General features: G+C 49.9%; 12 protein-coding genes and 1 pseudogene. 11 read left to right on the top strand and 2 right to left on the bottom strand.

What is annotated here, in order from left to right:
* Nucleotides 1-43 precede the first annotated feature (43 nt).
* Genes HJV72_RS07445 through HJV72_RS07425 form a run of 5 tightly spaced genes read left to right on the top strand, consistent with a single transcriptional unit; the run spans nt 44 to nt 9,482 of the window.
* Entirely contained in the window at nt 44-1,648 is a 1,605-nt protein-coding gene (locus tag HJV72_RS07445) for a response regulator transcription factor (protein ID WP_208069977.1), read from the top strand.
* Complete coding sequence (locus HJV72_RS07440; protein ID WP_208069975.1) at nt 1,645-3,501, top strand: cache domain-containing sensor histidine kinase; 1,857 nt, start codon at nt 1,645-1,647, stop codon at nt 3,499-3,501. The genes HJV72_RS07445 and HJV72_RS07440 overlap by 4 nt, the downstream gene beginning before the upstream one ends.
* Nucleotides 3,491-4,465 (top strand): sugar ABC transporter substrate-binding protein, encoded by a 975-nt coding sequence (locus HJV72_RS07435; protein ID WP_208069973.1) that lies wholly within the window; start codon nt 3,491-3,493, stop codon nt 4,463-4,465. The genes HJV72_RS07440 and HJV72_RS07435 overlap by 11 nt, the downstream gene beginning before the upstream one ends.
* Before the next feature lie 22 nt (nt 4,466-4,487).
* Entirely contained in the window at nt 4,488-5,531 is a 1,044-nt protein-coding gene (locus tag HJV72_RS07430) for a galactose ABC transporter substrate-binding protein (protein WP_208069971.1), read from the top strand.
* Between the two features lie 33 nt (nt 5,532-5,564).
* A complete protein-coding gene (locus HJV72_RS07425; RefSeq protein WP_208069968.1) occupies nt 5,565-9,482 on the top strand; it encodes a PAS domain-containing protein in 3,918 nt (1,305 codons plus the stop codon).
* 60 nt (nt 9,483-9,542) lie between these two features.
* On the opposite strand, the gene HJV72_RS07420 is transcribed toward HJV72_RS07425, so the two are convergent.
* The gene (locus HJV72_RS07420; RefSeq protein ID WP_227185760.1) at nt 9,543-10,217 is read right to left on the bottom strand and encodes a Crp/Fnr family transcriptional regulator; all 675 of its coding nucleotides are present in this window, start codon (nt 10,215-10,217) and stop codon (nt 9,543-9,545) included.
* Between the two features lie 101 nt (nt 10,218-10,318).
* On the opposite strand from HJV72_RS07420, the gene hcp reads away from it, so the two are divergent.
* From hcp to HJV72_RS20310, 6 genes and pseudogenes are all read left to right on the top strand, one after another.
* Entirely contained in the window at nt 10,319-11,911 is a 1,593-nt protein-coding gene (gene hcp, locus HJV72_RS07415; RefSeq protein ID WP_208069966.1) for a hydroxylamine reductase, read from the top strand.
* A gap of 94 nt (nt 11,912-12,005) precedes the next feature.
* A complete protein-coding gene (locus HJV72_RS07410) occupies nt 12,006-12,692 on the top strand; it encodes a response regulator transcription factor (protein ID WP_208069964.1) in 687 nt (228 codons plus the stop codon).
* Entirely contained in the window at nt 12,679-13,668 is a 990-nt protein-coding gene (locus HJV72_RS07405; protein ID WP_208069962.1) for a sensor histidine kinase, read from the top strand. The genes HJV72_RS07410 and HJV72_RS07405 overlap by 14 nt, the downstream gene beginning before the upstream one ends.
* A gap of 120 nt (nt 13,669-13,788) precedes the next feature.
* The gene (locus HJV72_RS07400) at nt 13,789-14,475 is read left to right on the top strand and encodes an ABC transporter ATP-binding protein (protein WP_208069961.1); all 687 of its coding nucleotides are present in this window, start codon (nt 13,789-13,791) and stop codon (nt 14,473-14,475) included.
* Nucleotides 14,475-17,012, top strand: a complete 2,538-nt coding sequence (locus HJV72_RS07395; protein WP_208070052.1) for an ABC transporter permease — start codon at nt 14,475-14,477, stop codon at nt 17,010-17,012. The genes HJV72_RS07400 and HJV72_RS07395 overlap by 1 nt, the downstream gene beginning before the upstream one ends.
* A 24-nt stretch (nt 17,013-17,036) precedes the next feature.
* Nucleotides 17,037-17,705, top strand: a pseudogene (locus HJV72_RS20310) (transglycosylase domain-containing protein); the annotation flags it as partial.
* An 85-nt stretch (nt 17,706-17,790) separates the two neighbouring features.
* On the opposite strand, the gene HJV72_RS07385 reads toward HJV72_RS20310, so the two are convergent.
* Complete coding sequence (locus HJV72_RS07385; protein WP_208069960.1) at nt 17,791-18,144, bottom strand: Hpt domain-containing protein; 354 nt, start codon at nt 18,142-18,144, stop codon at nt 17,791-17,793.

The following is an 18,144-nucleotide window of genomic DNA, read 5'->3' as shown; positions in this document are numbered from 1 at the left end:
GTATAATGAATGAAGTCACACGTACACGCTTACGGAGAAAAAGATGAACACATATACAGTGCTTTTGGTGGATGACGAGGAAGAAGTCATCCAGGTAATCATAAAGAAGATAAATTGGGAATGGCTCGGCTTTTCCGTCATCGGATATGCCAATAACGGGGTGAAGGCGCTAGAGATGGTGGAGGAATTCCAGCCAGATGTCGTTATGACAGATATCAAGATGCCTTATATGGATGGCCTGGAGCTGTGCAAACACATCAAAGCGGAATGGCCCGCGACTAAGATACTGCTCTTTACGGGCTTTGATGAATTCGAATATGCGAAAGAAGCGGTACATCTGGAGGTTGAGGAATATGTGCTCAAACCGGTGAATTCCGTGGAGCTGACCAATGTATTTATACAGATGAAAGAGAAGCTGAATCAGGAAATCAGTGAAAAACGGAACGTGGAGACGTTGCAGAAATATTATCTGGAGTCCCTGCCCCTTCTACAGGCGAACTTCTATTCCACGCTGATCGAGGGGAGAATCACAGAAGCAGAGCTTCCGAAGTATCTCTCGGATTACCAGATTGCTTTTTCCGGGCCTTTCTTTGGCTGTCTTGTAATCTATACCTCGCCGAGCCATGTGCCGGAGCATATGAACCCCCTGTTGTTATCCACCGCGGTCCAGAAGCAGGCGGAGGAGTACCTGGGGAAGAAGTGGCAGGCAAAATGCATCTCTTATCTCGGGAATACGGTCCTGATTGTACAGATGAAAGACGAAAAAAAGGCTTCAGAGCTGACGGATGAATGCGACAGGTTCTGCCGGTATGCCGAGCGCATCATCGGAGCTGTCGTCACGGTGGGTATCGGCCGGGTATGCGAGAATATCCTGGATCTGCCGCTATCCTATGACAGCGCAAGAGAGGCCGTCTCGTACCGGGTGATATATGGAGCGCCAAAGGCAATCAATATTAAAGAGGTTGCTCCGCGGGAAATCGGCAGATCCGGACCGATGACCGATGGGAAGCTGTCGAACCTCTTTAAGGCGATTAGGCTCAGCCCGGCACAGGAGATAACCGAAGCCGCAGGCGCGTATCTGGAGCATTTATCTGTCTCGGCAAAATCCCTTCAGCAGTACCATATTGCGATTATGGAGCTGGTCAGCGGATTATACAAATTTGCAACGAATAATAATCTGGATGTGGAAGACTGCCTTGGCGATATGAGGAAGCTGTACAGCCGACTCCTCGATCTGGAACCGGATGTGATGGGGAGATGGCTCACCAAGATGAGCCTTTCTTTTAGGGACAGGCTGGTGAGTGCCCGGAGCAGTTCCACGCAATCATTCGTGAGCAAGGCAAAGGAGCATGTCCATAGCAACTATGCGGATGAGGAACTGTCACTGGACAGCATCTGTAAGATTCTGGGCGTGTCAAATTCTTACTTTTCCACCATTTTCAAAAAGGAGACCGGGAATTCGTTCATCGGTTATCTGACGGAATATCGTATGGAACAGGCATCCCGCCAGCTGATAGAAACAGACGAAAAGAATTACATTATCGCTAAGAATGTGGGCTATACGGATCCGAATTATTTTAGTTATGTATTTAAAAGACAGTTTGGCGTATCCCCGTCCAAATACAGAGTGGAGCATACGAAGAAGTGAAAGATAAATATTTCAGGCGTTTGAATAAAGTAAAGCCGAGAGAGATCCAGTCTACGATTATGATTGCATTTTCCCTGATTTCGCTCTCTCTGATGATGGTCCTTGGAATTGTCATGTACATCAGATTCTCCAATTTATCCAGGCAGGAGACAGTACAAAGTACACAGAAGCTGATGGAACAGACAGGGGAAAATCTGGAGGACTATCTTGTCAGCATGAGGCAGATATCAGATGCTGCGTATTATAATGTCATAAAAGAAAATGATTTTGCAAGCCAGGATCAGGATATCCAGACCAAGATGAATCTTCTATATGAGGCAAACAGGGACAACTTAAGGAGCATTGCAATCTATAACAACCATGGGAGTCTGCGGATGGCGGAACCGGTTGCGGCACAGAAGGAGGATCCCGATGTGACAAGGCAGGACTGGTATAAGCAGGCGATGGAAGAGATGGAGAATGTACATTTTTCCACCCCTCATATCCAGAACCTGTTTGATGACGGTACCTTCCGTTATTATTGGGTCATATCTCTAAGCCGTGTCGTGGAGCTGACAGGCAATGGAGTGTCTCAGATGGGCGTTCTGCTTGTAGATATGGATTATTCCAGCATTTCACGTATGATGAAACAGATCAATACGCTTAATACGGAACAATATTATTATCTGTGCGACAGCAGCGGGCAGATCATCTACCATCCGCGGCAGATACAGATCAGCGACGGGATATACAATGAAAACAGCAAAGCAGCTGCCGGTTACAAGGATGGCGTCTATGACGAACGTTTTGAAGGCGAATCCCGTAAGGTCGTGGTCAATACGATCAGCTATACCGGGTGGAAGCTGGTGGGTGTAATTCCGAATGCCACGTTCACCCACGGAACGGTCAGTATCCGGTATTTTATTGCCATCTTAGTGCTCCTCATGGCCATGATGCTGGTAGTGATCAACCGTGTCGTTTCCGTCAGGATTTCCAGCCCTATCTTAAAGCTTGACGATTCGGTCAAAGGATATGAGGCAGGGGAAACGCCGGAAATCTACATAGGCGGGTCGCTTGAGATCCGGCATCTCGGCCACTCGATACAGCGTTCGTATGAGCAGATCGACACACTTATGAAGAAGATTGTCCTGGAGCAGAATGAACGGAGGAAAAGCGAGCTTGATGCGCTGCAGAGCCAGATTAATCCTCACTTTCTATATAATACATTAGAGTCGATCGTATGGATGGTGGAAGGGGAGCGGAACAATGAAGCGGTATTCATGCTTTCGCAGCTGGCGAAGCTCTTCCGCATCAGCCTCTCCAAAGGAAGTACGGTAATCACTGTGAAGGATGAGCTGCAGCATGCACAGAGCTATATGAATATACAGAAGATTCGTTATAAGAATACTTTTTCCATATCATTTCATGTGGATCCGGCCATCTATGGATATTGTACGGTAAAGCTGATCTTGCAGCCGATACTGGAAAATGCCATTAACTATGGGGTCAGCGGCATGGATGACTGCGGGGAAATCACGGTGACCGGCAGGCTGGAGGGCAGCGATCTGATTCTTGCTGTGACAGACAATGGAATGGGCATGACCAGGGAGGAAGCGGAGCTTGTCCTGACAGACAGTGAGCGGGTTCACAAACATGGCTCCGGAGTCGGACTTGTGAATGTCAATAACCGTATCCAGATTCTCTTTGGAAAAGAGTATGGCCTTGCTATCGAAAGCGAGCCGGACGAGGGTACCACGGTTTTCATTCGCCTTCCGGCAGTTTTGTATACAGAGGAAAATAAAAAAGTTCTGGAACAGGGACATATCTTCAGCATGGAAGAAATGAATGACAGGGAGATTGGCGATGAAGAATGACAAAAAAGTGTTTATTCTGATAGAAGCAGTTCTGGCGGCGATTGTTCTTGCAATGGCAATCTTTCTTCTGTCAGAAAAATCAGAGCGGGATATGGATAAGGTCTCTGTCATCGTCCAGAATTCAGGTGACAATCAATGGGCGGCCTTCATATATGGGCTGAAAATGGCAGCAGCGGATCAAAAGGTCGAACTGCTGGTCGTCAACACCGAAACGATGCTGACGGTAGAAGAACAGAAAGGCCTCATAGAAAGCGAAATCGAGAACGGAGCCGACGCAGTCATTGTCCAGCCTGTACCGGGACCGGACACGCAGGAGATGTTAAAAAGGGTCAGGAACAGGATTCCTGTCATGCAGGCAGGATACGCTGCGACCAAGGAGAGGGACGCCTCTGTGCTCCCAACCACGGAACCGGATCATTATGCCATGGGCAAGGCAATGGCAGAGGAACTGCTCAACGATTATAACGGGAATTTAGATGGAAAGACCATAGGGATTCTGATGGAGTCAGGGGACTCGGAGGCTTCAAAAAAGCGGAAGCAGGGATTCAAAGATGGTATAAAAGGTGCAGGTGCGAAGATTCAATGGACGACCGCGCGCGCATATGAGGAAGACGGCGATGCTTCGCTGGAGGACCAGCCTGAGGCGGATCTTGTGGTGGCGCTTGATGACAACAGCCTTACAACAGCCGGGGAATGTTCTGCAGCCAATAATCTGCATGGAGCCATTGTGTATGGTATCGGGAATTCTACGGAAGCAGCTTATTATCTGGATGCAGGATACGTGGAATGTCTCGTGGTTCCGGATGAATTCAACGTAGGGTATCAGAGCCTGACAGAGGTTGCAGAAAGTCTCGGGAATCGTCTCCGAAGGTCCCGGGATATCACGGTCTCGTATACGGTCATCCGAAGCGACACACTGTTCTCGAAAGAAAATCAAGAAATTCTCTTTACCATGAGCCAGTAGGAAGAAAACCAGAGGTATATGAATGAAGATGAGAAAAATGCTAGCGGCAGGGATTGTACTGTGCATAAGTATCGGGCTGTTATGCGCTTGCGGCAGGACAGAGACGGATACGGCAGAGAAAGTGCATGTCGGAGTCACATACTATGACCAGAGCGATACATTCTTAGGCGAGCTGCTCACTGATTTTAAAGAGCAGCTTAAAAAGTGCGAGCGGGACGGCCTCGAGACTTCGGTGATAATCCAGGACGCGGGCGGTTTGCAGAAAACCCAGAATGACCAGGTGAAGGAACTTATCGATGCAGGCTGCAATGTTCTGTGCGTCAATCTGGTAGACAGGGCCGACCCGTCAGAAATTATAGACCTTGCAAGAGAATATGACGTGCCCATCATATTCTTTAACAGGGAGCCGGTTGCAGAGGATATGATGCAGTGGGACAAGCTATACTATGTTGGCGCATATGCAAGACAGTCGGGACAGATGCAGGGCGAGCTGGCAGCCGATTTGATAAAGGCAGACAGCCGGATTGACCGCAATAGGGATGGTAAGATCCAATATGTGGTGCTGGAAGGTGAACCGGGCCACCAGGATGCAATTATCCGGACGGAGACAGCGGTCGAAAGCCTGAGAGAGAATGGCATAGTTCTTGAGAAAAAGGGCTACCAGATTGCCAACTGGAACCGGGCACAGGCGCAGAACCGGATGGAGCAGATGATCAGCCAGTATCGGAATGATATTGAACTTGTCCTGGCGAATAATGACGATATGGCGCTTGGAGCGCTTGATGCCTATAAGAAGCTGAACTATACGGAGACGAACCTGCCGGTGTTCTTCGGAATCGATGGGACGGATGTGGGATTAGAAGCAGTTGCCGGCCTGCGTCTGGCCGGGACGGTATATAATGACAAGGAAGGACAGGCAGAAGCCATGGCAAAGCTGGCGGAGGCACTTGTAACCGGTGGGGAGCTGGATGAGGTTGGACTTACGAATGAAAGATATTGTTATCTACCATATTTTAAAGTGACAATAGATAACGTGGACGAGTTTCTTGAGAATAACATTCATTAAAACAGTGCGGATAATTTGAGGAGGGCGGAACAGATGCAGAAAGAGGAAGAGCGTTTCAGGCGGCTGGAAGAGGAGCTGAAGGCGTCCAATGAAAAGATGCAGGACATCATTAACGCAATTCCAGGCGGTGTGGCAATCTATAAAGTTTCAGACAGATTTGAAACAGTGTATTTCTCTGACGGAGTGCCGGAATTGTCCGGTTATTCAGTGGAAGAATACAAAGAGCTCGTCAAAGGTGACGCCGCCGAGATGACCTATCGGGAAGATACGGAGATGGTAGTGTCAAAGGCACGTGAGGTCATAGAATCGCGCGGGATAGCCAGCATTGAATTCCGCAAGCAGCACAGGGACGGGCATATCGTATGGGTCCGGGCACAGGTCAAATGGATGGGAGAGGAAGATGGATGCCCTCTGCTCCACTGTGTATTCCACAATATTTCCGAGATTAAGGAAGCACAGCTGGAGATGAGTCATATCATCAACTCGATTCCGGGCGGCATCGCCAGCTACCAGGTAGTGGAGAACCGGTTTGTTCCGACCTTCTATTCCGATGGCGTGATGGAGCTGACTGGCCATACACGAAAGGAGTACGAAGAGATTATCCGTGGGGATGCGCTGAACATCATATACGAGCAGGACAGGGAGCGGGTGATGAAAGCTGCAGCAGAAGCCCTTTTAAGCGGCGAGGTCCTTGATGTATCCTATCGAACGCGGCATAAGAACGGGAATCTCATATGGGTCCATCTCAATGGCAGACGGATGGGGCCGCTGGCGGATGTTACGCGGTTTTACGCCGTATTTACGGGTATGTCTGCAGAGACCCGTATCTTTCAGGAAATGGCTAATGAGACGGCGGACGGCATCTATGTCATCGCAAAAGAAAATTATGAGCTGCTCTATGTCAATGAATCAAAAGATCTTTTCGCCGGCAGCAGGGACTGTCTCGGTGAGAAATGCTACAAAGCGCTTCACTGCAGGGATGAGGTGTGCGGGTTCTGTACGCTTGGAAGCCATAGTCCGGACGGACGGGAACATGAGATGGCAGTACCGGGTACCGGGCGTTATTACAGCACACGTTTCCGGGAGACGGTCTGGAACGGGATACCGGCATATGTCAAATTTATCAGTGATATCACGCAGGAGGTTACGACCCGGAAAGAGAAAGAACGGCTGGAGCAGTATTTTCAGACGATTCTCAGCAACCTTCCCGGAGGTGTCGCCGTTGTCCACTATGAGAAAGACGGCAGTATGACGCCGGAATTCTTATCCGACGGCTTTGCGGCGATTACTGAGATGACACCAGATGAGGCGTGGCGTCTGTATAAGAAGGACGCCATGGAAGGGGTCCATCCTGACGACAGGGAACATGTGGCGGAACAGATGAATGAATATATAGCCAGCGAAGCCCGAAGCTGGAAAATCATATATCGTCTGAAGAAAGGAAGCGGCGGCTATGTCTGGGTGAAGAACAACCTGTCCCTCATAGAGAATGAAGGGGGAGAAAGGCGTATCTACGCCATGTTCCAGGACATGACAAAAGAGCGTGAGGAACAGGAGAAGCTGCGACGCCAATATCAGGATATGCTCATGCAGCATTACCATACGCACGGAGCGGATACACTTGTTCTCGGCCACTGCAATGTGACGCTGAACAGGATTCTGGAAATCAGCGATTATACAGGCTCAGGCCTTCTCGATACGTTCGGTACCGTGAGGGATGAATTCTTCACCGGAATCGGTGGGTTCATCGTAGATGAGAAGGAACGACGGCAGTTTTATGCCAGGTATCTGAACAAGCCTTCGCTGGAGGCGTTCGCGCGTGGCGAGACAGAGCAGAAGATGGAGTGTTTTATGAAGCTGCCGGAGGAAAAGAAAGGGCGGTACGTCCAGATTAAGATGAATCTTGTATCCACACCGGACAGCGGGGATGTCACAGGCGTACTCGCAGTGACGGACAGTACCCGCCAGACGGTTGCGGACCGTATCATGCATCAGCTCTCCTCTTCCGGTTATGATTTTATCGCGGACATAGATCTGGACGAGGACACTTATAACATTCTGTCATATGGCGAAAATGGAAGCGGCATGCCCCCGGAAAAAGGATGCCATTCTAAATGGGTGGATGAGATGCTTGAATCGAGGGTGGTCCCGAAAGACCGGGAACGGTTCAGGAAGAATCTGGATGCCGCAAATATACGGAGAAAACTAGAAAGCAGACGTTCTTATACTTTTGCCTATTCGGTGAGTGAAAAGGAGGGAGATATCCGCACGAAGAACCTGACCGTATCTGCTGTAGATCTGCGGATTGGCAGGGTATCCCTTTCCAGGACAGACATTACAGAGCCGATCCGTGAACAGCAGGCGCTGCTGCGTGTCATTGCGTACACGTTTGAGCTTGCCGGATTTATCGACATCAGTTCTGGCAGCTTTACGATGTACACGAGAGATACGGTACTGAATAATCTGCAGCCTTACTTTATCGAGGATTACGACGCAGGGGTCCGTGACTTTGTGAAGGATTATGGAACCGAAGAGAACCGGGATGAAGTATATCAAAGCTTTCGGACGGAGACGATGAAGAGAAGGCTGGAGGAAGAAGAGAATGGATACGACTTTTTATTTCCATACGCACGCGAGGGTGAAGAGCGGTATAAGCAGATTAATGTCATGTGGGGGGATTTCAACCACAGTACAATCTGCCTCGTGCGGGCAGATGTGACAGATATGCTGGCTGCTGAAAGGAGGAATAAGAAGGCGTTGGAGAATGCGCTTGTATTAGCCGAAGAAGCGAACCAGGCTAAAAGCGACTTCCTGTCCGCTATGAGCCATGATATACGGACACCTATGAATGCCATCATCGGGATGACGATGCTGGCCAGAGCCCATCTGGGAGAACAAGACCGCGTGGCAGACTGCCTCGATAAGATTTCCATATCTTCCAGACATCTTTTAAGCCTGATTAATGATATTCTGGACATGAGCAAGATTGAAAGTGCGCAGATTACCATGAACAATATGGTAATATATCTTCCGGAGATGCTGGAGAGGCTTTCAGCCATCATTGCTCCGCAGGCAAGGGAAGCAGGCCTCCGGTTCGAGATAAAGACCGGAAACATACGAAACAGCTATTTTTGCGGCGACACGCTGCGGATCAACCAGATTCTCATCAATATACTGAGCAATGCGGTAAAATATACGCGTGAGGGCGGGAGCGTGGAGTTTCTCATAGAAGAGATTCCGCCCGTAAGGTGCCCGGAGTCTCTGCGCTACAGGTTTACCGTGAGCGATACAGGAGTCGGGATGTCGGAAGAATTCCTTGGACATATGTTTGACCCGTTCGTGCGCAGCAACGGCACGCAGCGCATCGAGGGAACAGGACTGGGACTGAGTATCACGAAGGGGCTCGTGGACCTCATGGGAGGAGAGATATATGTGGACAGCTCACCAGGCAAGGGAAGCCGTTTCCAGGTAGAGCTGGAATTCCAACATGCAGAGATGGATCATGAAGCTGCAGGAGCTGACAGAAAACTGTCAGGATCTGGCGTGGCAGAGGCCGGCGTATTTGAAGGGATGCACTTTCTTGTCGCGGAAGACAATGAGATCAATGCAGAGATACTGTGTGAACTGCTGGCAATGTATGGAGCGGAAACGGTCGTCGAAGAAAACGGGCAGCAGGTGGTAAAGGCGTTCCGGGACGCCGGGCCGGATACATACGATGCAATCCTCATGGATATACAGATGCCGGAGATGAATGGCTATGAGGCTACACGTGCCATCCGCCGTATGGAACGTGACGATGCCGCCAGGATACCGATAATCGCCATGACTGCCAATGCGTTTGCAGAGGATGTGAAGGCGGCTGCCGATGCCGGAATGAATGCCCATGTGGCGAAACCGGTGGATGTGGACGTGCTGCGTAGAACACTTAAGGAAGTGGTAGGGGTTAAGTAAACCGGACGCCGGCGGAAAGCCGGCCGGTCGATGCCCTGATGCATCCGCAGACTAATTCGCTTATACTTTCCCCTTGTGCATCGAGAACCTATTCTTTTTACATACGATGATACCTTCCGCCTGAAGCTTGCTTATCTCATTGGACAGGGCGCTCCGATCTACGGACAGATAATCCGCCAGCTGCTGTCGGTTAAAAGGAATCTCGAAGGTGGAGCAGCCGTATTTCAGCGATTCCGCGGACAGATAGGAGAGCAGCCGTTCCCGTATCGTGCGTCTCGTCAGGTGTTCCATCTTTTTCGTGAGCGCTACATTTTTCGCTGAGATAGCTGCCAGCAGGTTCTGTATGAGCCTCGTGTGGAAGGTGCAGGCTGAAGTGCAGACCGTCAATATCCTTCTGATGTCGAAGAACATAATCTCTGCATCCGAATCTGCCACTGCACTTGCCTCAATCGGCATATCAGGCAGACAGGCATAAGCCTCCGCGAAGATAGTTCCCGGTAGTATTTCAGAGATGATAGACCGATTCCCCCAAAAATCTTCTTTTATAATCAGGACAGAGCCGGATAACACCATTCCGAGAGCATCCACCGGTTCCCCGGTGCGGATAATATAGGAACCTTTGTCGTATTTTTGAATTTTAGCTGACAGACAGCTCAGCATAGCGTCTATCTCCTGTGGATCGATTCCGCTGAACATCTTTGTATTCTGAAGCAATGGTATATATCTATTCATCATAATAATCCTCAATATGTTGTAATTACAACTGAAATGTTGGTTTTATTATAATATAATTTCCTCATAAAAGCAATAAGGCAGAGATACAAGGAGGATGAAAGATGGATAATAAGATGTTTTGTTTTCAATGCGAACAGACGGCAGGCTGCAGCGGATGTACCGGAAATGCAGGCGTATGCGGAAAGGGCTCTGTTACGGCAAGGCTGCAGGATGAGCTGACAGGGGCCTTGATCGGCCTTGCGAAAGCATGCGGGAATGACCTGCAGGGGGAAGAGACGACGAGATTTATCATCGAGGGACTGTTTACGACAGTAACGAATGTAAGCTTTCATGATGGCACATTGAAAGAAATGATTGAAAAGGTAAAAAGGGAAAAAGAACGAATCGTGCCGAATTGCGCAGCCTGTTTCGCCCAATGCGGGAATATGGATGACTATGATATGAACCGCCTGTGGAATGACCAGGAAGACATCCGGTCTTTGAAGTCGCTTATTCTATTTGGCATAAGAGGGATGGCTGCTTATGCGTACCATGCGCTTGTGCTTGGATACGAAGATGAACAGGTAAATGCATTTTTCTATAAAGCACTGTCAGTTATCAGTTATGACATGACCATGGAGCAATTGCTTCCGATAGTGCTGGAGACCGGAGAGGCCAACCTTCGTTGCATGGAGCTTCTGGACCGGGCCAATACGCAGACATATGGGACACCTGTTCCGGTTAAGGTGACGACGAAGATGGAAAAGGGTCCTTTTATCGTAATTACGGGGCATGATCTGAAGGATCTGAAGCTTCTACTCGAGCAGACAGTGGATAAAGGGATACATGTCTACACGCACGGCGAGATGCTTCCGGCCCACGCATATCCAGAACTGAAGAGGTATCCACAGCTAAAGGGTAATTTCGGCACCGCATGGCAGAACCAGCAGAAGGAATTCGACCACATACCGGGAGCTGTCCTATTTACGACGAACTGCCTCATGCCTGTAAAAGAAAGCTATGCGGACCGCATCTTTACGACAGAGGTCGTATCATATCCTGAGATGGTGCACATAGGAGAAGATAAAGATTTTACTCCGGTGATAGAAAAGGCGCTGGCACTCGGCGGGTATGCTGCGGATGTCGAGATGACAGGAATCAACGGAGGGACTGAACTGATGACGGGCTTTGGACATGGTGCAGTATTAGGACTGGCGGACAAAGTGGTCGACGCGGTGAAGAGTGGCGCAATCAGTCATTTCTTCCTGGTCGGAGGATGCGATGGCGCACGCACGGGCAGGAACTACTATACGGAATTAGTGAAGCAGACGCCTGAGGACTCTATAATCCTTACCCTGGCTTGTGGAAAATACCGTTTTAATGATTTGGATCTGGGAACGATAGGAGGCCTCCCGCGGATAATGGATATGGGCCAGTGCAATGACGCCTACGGTGCCATTAAAGTGGCGGCTGCTCTGGCAGACGCATTTGGTTGTGGAATTAACGAACTGCCGCTGTCCATGGTACTATCGTGGTATGAGCAGAAAGCAGTTTGCATCCTTCTTACGCTGCTGCATCTCGGGATTAAGAATATCTATCTGGGACCGACCTTGCCTGCCTTCCTTTCCGACAACGTGTTAGGTTATCTCGTGGACAACTACGATATCTCTTCGATAAGCACGCCGGAGCAGGATTTGAAAAAGATACTCAGCTAGATCATTACCTTCTGCTCCTGGAAGCGGATGACATTGTCTTATCGATACTGTTGGGATATAATAGTGTTTAACGTTTCAAAGGAGATAATAATATATGAAAAAGATATTTTTGGTCGAGGACGATAGAGAAATCGCGAAAAATCTTGCCCGGCTGCTGCGCTCGGAAGGCTTCCTGGTCAGCCGTGCCTCTACACAGAGAGAAGCTGCCGGAATGATTGCGGAGGACAGATTCGATCTGGCCCTGGTGGACATATCCCTGCCTGACGGCAATGGCTTTGCGGTCTGCACCGAGATCAGGCAGGCGCAGGATATACCGGTCATCTTTCTGACGGCATCCGGAGATGAGGCGAGTGTTGTGACCGGACTTAACATGGGCGCGGACGATTATATCACCAAGCCTTTCAGGCCGCGCGAACTGGTTGCCCGGATAGAAGCCGCCCTGCGCAAATCAGGGCGGGTCCCGTCTGCGTTTGAAATATGCGGGCTTTCTGTAGATACGGCGGGCGGAATCGTAAAAAAAGACGGCAAAGAGGTTTTCCTGTCCGCTTTGGAATACCGCCTGCTCCTTGTCTTTATCAACAATCCTGAGAGTATTGTCACGAGGGACAGACTGTTGGATGAATTATGGGATGCTGCAGGCGAATTTGTCAATAATAATACACTGACGGTTTATATCAAGCGGCTGAGGGAAAAGATTGAGGATAACCCTGCAGATCCGCATATCATCCTGACTGTCAGGGGCATAGGCTACAGGCTGGGAGGCAGCTATGTTTCGCAATAGAGAGATCCGACGGCTTACCGTATTGTTTTCCATCATAGCTGCCGCTACAGCTGCGATGGGATTCTTCATCAATCCGGCGGCCGGAATCATGGCCCTTGTTTCCGCCGCCGCCTTTGGTGCCGTATTTTTTACATTCACAAGGGCCCGGTACAAAAGCATCGCACAGATTTCCGACCAGATCGACCTCGTGCTCCATAATGCAGATTATCTGTATATCAGTGAGTCAGAAGAAGGAGAGCTTTCCATCCTCCAAAGTGAAATCACCAAAATGACGCTGCGTATCAGGGAACAGAACGAGGCCCTGAAAAAAGAGAAGAGCCATCTGGCGGAATCTCTTGCCGATATCGCGCACCAGCTTCGTACGCCGCTTACTTCCGCAAACCTCATCCTGTCGCTGTTGAAGAATAACCCGGTAGAACAGGAGCGGAAAGCGTTGCTCCGGGAGACGGAGGAACTGTTTATCCAGATGGAATGGCTCATCACTTCCCTGCTCAAGCTGTCCCGTCTGGACGCAGGCATCGTAGTGTTCCGTATTGGGCCGGTTGACGTGGAAAGCCTCATAGATGCTTCGCTGCGCCCGTTCCAGATATCAATGGAACTGCACGATATACAGGTGCGGACGGACGTGCCGGCAGGAACGGTGGTGTCAGGCGATTCAGGGTGGCTTTCGGAAGCTGTGCAGAACATTCTGAAAAACTGTATCGAAGGTGCGGGCGATAACGGCAAGATAGATATTGGCTGTTCCGATACCCCCCTCTATACGGAGATTACTCTCCGTGACAGCGGGAAGGGCATCGAGAAAGAAGACTTGCCCCATCTCTTTGACAGGTTTTATCGTGGAAAGAATTCTGATGCGTCAGGATATGGCATCGGGCTGGCCCTGTGCAAGACGATCATCACCCGTCAGGGCGGGACGGTAACCGCAAGAAACCATCCCCAGGGCGGGGCCTTATTTACGATTCGATTCCCTAAGTGACGAATCAGTCACCAAAAAGTCACGAAGATGTAAGGGTACTGTTCTATTATATGAGTAAGTTCAGGACCGGCCGGATTCACAGGCAGGAATTGGACAGATTTATAGAAGGAGGCTCACATAATGGAGTTTTTAAGAGTTGCAGATCTGTGCAAGGTATACGGCAAAGGTGATAGCCAGGTCACTGCATTGGACCATGTATCGCTTACTATCGGAAAAGGGGAGTTTACCGCAATCATCGGTTCCTCAGGTTCCGGCAAGTCCACACTGCTTCATGCCATTGCCGGCGTGGATGTGCCGACGGGAGGAAAGGTGTATCTGAACGGGCAGGATGTATATGCCCAGAGCAATGAGAATCTGGCTGTTTTCCGCAGGCGGCAGGTCGGGCTCATCTATCAGTTCCACAATCTCATACCTACATTGAACGTGGTCGAGAATATAACGCTGCCGGTTCTGATGGATAAGCGGAAAGTGAACAGAGAACGGCTGAACGATCTGTTGGAACTTCTCGGCCTGCAAGAAAGGAAAGCGCATCTGCCCAATCAGCTTTCCGGCGGCCAGCAGCAGCGCGTCGCCATCGGCCGTGCCCTGATGAACGCGCCCCAGGTCTGCCTGGCCGATGAACCGACAGGAAGCCTGGACAGCCGTAACGGACAGGAAATCATCCGTCTGCTGAAAGAAAGCAACCAGAAGTATGGACAGACTTTGATTCTCGTCACCCATGACGAGAACATCGCCTTACAGGCGGACCGCATCATCACCATCGCAGATGGGAGAATAGTGCGGGACGAGAGGCAGGTGTCGAGATGATGAACATCTTTCATAAAGTTGCGTTCCAGGGGCTGAAGAAAGGCCGCACACGGACCTTCGTCACAATCATCGGGGTAGCGCTGTCCGCAGCTATGATTACGGCCGTCGCCACATTTGCCGTATCTTTGCAGAGCTATGTCATAAATGGAGCGATTGCAAAATACGGGGATTGGCATGTCGCATTTACCGATTCGGATGCCTCTTTTGCGGACAGCCAGGCAGAAGACGGCAGGGCTGCCAATGTGGCTTCATTTGAGAATATAGGCTATGCCGCGCTCGAAGACGGCATAAATCCCGACAAGCCATACCTGTTTATCGCAGGTTTCGACAACAAGACCTTTGACACACTGCCCGTGTCTCTGATTACAGGCAGATTGCCGGAAAACAGCAAGGAGATTCTGGTACCGGCCCATGTTGCCTCGAACGGCGGCGTCAGGATATCGGTCGGCGATACGCTGACTCTATCTGTGGGAACGAGGCAGAACAAAGGGGGAACGCTGAACCAGCATGACGCGTATGTCCCCGGGAAAGAGACGCTGGATGTGGAAACAGAGCGGACATACACCGTCACAGGCATCTGTCAGAGGCCTGCTTTTGAAGAGATTGCAGCTCCCGGCTATACGTTGATAACAAAGGCAGATGCAGAAGCTTCGTCACACGGCTTCAGTACCTTTGTCACGCTGAAGAACCCGGCAGAGGTCCATGCATATGCAGAAGAGGTTGCAGAAGGGCATGATTATTTCCTGAATGATGATGTACTGCGTTTCATGGGTTTTTCGGATGATAAGCTGTTTAATGCGCTGCTCTATGCGGCCGGGGGCATACTGGTAGCACTTGTGATGCTCGGTTCCGTGTTCCTGATTTATAATTCGTTCCATATATCGTTAAACGAACGGACGCACCAGTTCGGTATTCTTATGTCCGCAGGGGCCACGGAAAAGCAGCTGCGTAATTCTGTTCTGTTTGAGGGGTTCTGCATCGGTGCTGTCGGTATTCCGCTTGGTATGCTCATTGGCATTCCAAGCATCTGGCTTGTTCTTTCGCTGGTATCCAAGAACTTCACAAACATTCTGTATGACAACGTACAGCTGACGTTGAAGGTATCGATTCCAGCCCTTGTGGCAGCAGCAGTTATCAGCCTGGCTACTATTTTGATATCAGCCTATATTCCGGCGAGGAAAGCAGCCGCTATGCCGGTGATGGAGTGCATCCGGCAGACGAATGAAGTGAAAGTCGAAGCGAGAGCTATCAAGACATCAAGATTCATGAGGCGCGTGTACGGCCTGGAAGGAATGCTTGCGATAAAGAACTTTAAGAGAAATAAGCGGCGTTACAGAAGCATCGTCCTGTCACTTACGTTAAGCGTCGTGCTGTTCGTGTCTGCAGGTGCATTCCGGACCTATCTGGGCCAGATAGGAGAACGGTCGTCTGTGGAAATCGACGGTGATATCTTATTCTATACGAAAGATATGAAAGAAAATGACGTGCTCCGGCTCTATGACGATCTGGAGAGAGCGGATGGAATCACCAAAAGCAATTATCAGGCGCTCGCCACTTATTCCTGCGAGGTGGACAAAAGCAGCCTTACCAGGGAATTCTGGGACAGCTGCCAGGAGACTTCCGGTATGGATGAGACTGGTGAGACAGCAGATCTTAAGATGGATGTCCAGTTCATTGAAGATGGCATCTACAAAGAATTCGTTGATAGCCTGGACCTGCCGGCGGTAAATGGCAGCGGGCAGGATGGAAATGTTATTGTCGTAGGTAAAAAGACAGCGAGCGAGGATTTATTCAAAAGCCGCTCCGCGGATCTTAAGCTTGCCGCGCCATCCGGCGGACAGTCTAAGACAATCCATGCGACATTTGCAGATACGTATCCGCTGGATCCTCCGCCGGTGGAGCCGTCTGAAGTGAAGGGATACACTTTCATGGCGGTCGTCCCTTACAGCATGAAGTCCCAGTTTGATATGCTAAGTGCCCCTGAGAAGCTGGGCCTGACATTCTGGTCAGATAATCCGGGAAAGTCTGTGGAGCAGATGAAGGCGATAATCGACGGGACAGGCGTTACCGCCGGGTATACCTTATATAATGTCCATCAGCTGCTTGAGGAAAACCGGAATATATTATTTGTCGTCAATCTGTTTACAGCCATCTTTGTCATTATGATGACGCTGATTGCAGTCGCGAATGTATTCAACACTATCGCTACCAACATCAAGCTGCGTAGACGGGAGCTTGCCATGCTGCGTTCCGTGGGCATGTCCGACCGGGATTTCAATAAGATGATGCGCTTCGAGTGTGCACTCTATGGATATCGGACCATGCTTATCGGCCTTCCTGCTGCCGGGATTCTGTCATGGCTTATCTATGTAGGGTTGGACGCTGGCGGCGGGCAGGTCAGGTATACATTTCCATGGTCCAGCATCGGAGCCAGCATTTTGGGCGTGTTCCTGGTCATCTTCATTACAATGCTGTACGCTGTCAGCAAGATAAAGAAAGAGAACATTATTGATGCACTTCGGGATGACATTATTTAAACCTCTGCAGGCAGCCGGGAAGGGATGGAGGACATGAAGAGAAAGCGAAAAACACGGCACCGTATAAGAAAAGCGGCTTTTGGACTGCTGCTTGTTCTGCTCTGTATAATGATGGGAACCGGTATATTTTACGCTGGGAAAGGTTATGGGCTGTATCGGGAAGCGATAGCGGCAAAATCGCTGGATGAAAGAATCAGGGACATCCGCGGTGTAAAAGAATATACTACATGTATGGAACTGCCGCAGTTTTATATCAAGGCGGCTATATGTACGGAAGACCACAGGTTCAAAGACCACTGCGGGATTGATCCGTTTGCAATTGCCCGTGCCGCGTGGACTGATATAAAGGCAGGAGCATTCGTGGAAGGCGGAAGCACCATCACCCAGCAGCTTGTCAAGAACCTGCTGTTTACAGAAGATAAAAAGATGGAACGGAAGTTCGCAGAAGTATTTGCAGCACTGGAGGTGGAATCCAAATATACAAAGGAGGAGATTTTTGAGCTCTATGCCAATACCGTCTATTTCGGCAGTGGCTATTATGGCATATACGAGGCGTCTATGGGCTATTTCGGAAAAGAGCCGTCAAAACTGACCGATTATGAGTCGGCTATGCTGGCAGGAGTTCCAAATGCACCATCTCTTTACTCTCCGGATACGGACAAGGAGGCGGCCAGGAGACGGGCGGGGCAGGTCCTGGACAGCATGGTGAGGCAAAGGATTATCACGAAGGCAGAGGCGGAGAGAATAAGAAGCAACGGTTTAAACCGGATATTTTCTTTTATTTCAGCAGCTCCAACAAAGCTGCGGCCTGTTCATACTCCTTCTGAACAGACTGAAACAGGGGAGAGTAATCCAGCTTTCCCCCGGCTCGCAGCGGTTCCACGATATCGCAGACCGCCTGATAAAACGGTGCCAGGCCGAGGTTGCCGGCCATACCTTTTAATGCATGGGCCGCGTCAAAAGCGGCCTGGTAGTCGCCGGCTTGTAATGCCTGGTCCAGTTTATGCAGATTTTCATCCCGCGGAAGCATGGCGAGTATTCTCAAATACATCTGTTCGCTGTCCATAAATCGGGCCATTGTGGTTTCATAGTCCGCACCGTATTTCTGAAAGACTTCTTTTAGATCTGTCAT

Source organism: Extibacter sp. GGCC_0201 (assembly GCF_017566055.1).
GTDB lineage: Bacteria > Bacillota > Clostridia > Lachnospirales > Lachnospiraceae > Extibacter.
The sequence above is the reverse complement of the archived record's forward strand: the minus strand, read 5'-3'. Positions and strand labels throughout refer to the sequence as shown.

Coding starts and splice junctions, on each gene's coding strand:
- HJV72_RS07400 (WP_208069961.1), top strand. CDS start 13,789: ATGGAGTTTTTAAGAGTTGCAGATCTGTGCAAGGTATACGGCAAAGGT.
- HJV72_RS07445 (WP_208069977.1), top strand. CDS start 44: ATGAACACATATACAGTGCTTTTGGTGGATGACGAGGAAGAAGTCATC.
- hcp (WP_208069966.1), top strand. CDS start 10,319: ATGGATAATAAGATGTTTTGTTTTCAATGCGAACAGACGGCAGGCTGC.
- HJV72_RS07425 (WP_208069968.1), top strand. CDS start 5,565: ATGCAGAAAGAGGAAGAGCGTTTCAGGCGGCTGGAAGAGGAGCTGAAG.
- HJV72_RS07420 (WP_227185760.1), bottom strand. CDS start 10,217: ATGATGAATAGATATATACCATTGCTTCAGAATACAAAGATGTTCAGC.
- HJV72_RS07385 (WP_208069960.1), bottom strand. CDS start 18,144: ATGACAGATCTAAAAGAAGTCTTTCAGAAATACGGTGCGGACTATGAA.
- HJV72_RS07435 (WP_208069973.1), top strand. CDS start 3,491: ATGAAGAATGACAAAAAAGTGTTTATTCTGATAGAAGCAGTTCTGGCG.
- HJV72_RS07405 (WP_208069962.1), top strand. CDS start 12,679: ATGTTTCGCAATAGAGAGATCCGACGGCTTACCGTATTGTTTTCCATC.
- HJV72_RS07395 (WP_208070052.1), top strand. CDS start 14,475: ATGAACATCTTTCATAAAGTTGCGTTCCAGGGGCTGAAGAAAGGCCGC.
- HJV72_RS07410 (WP_208069964.1), top strand. CDS start 12,006: ATGAAAAAGATATTTTTGGTCGAGGACGATAGAGAAATCGCGAAAAAT.
- HJV72_RS07430 (WP_208069971.1), top strand. CDS start 4,488: ATGAAGATGAGAAAAATGCTAGCGGCAGGGATTGTACTGTGCATAAGT.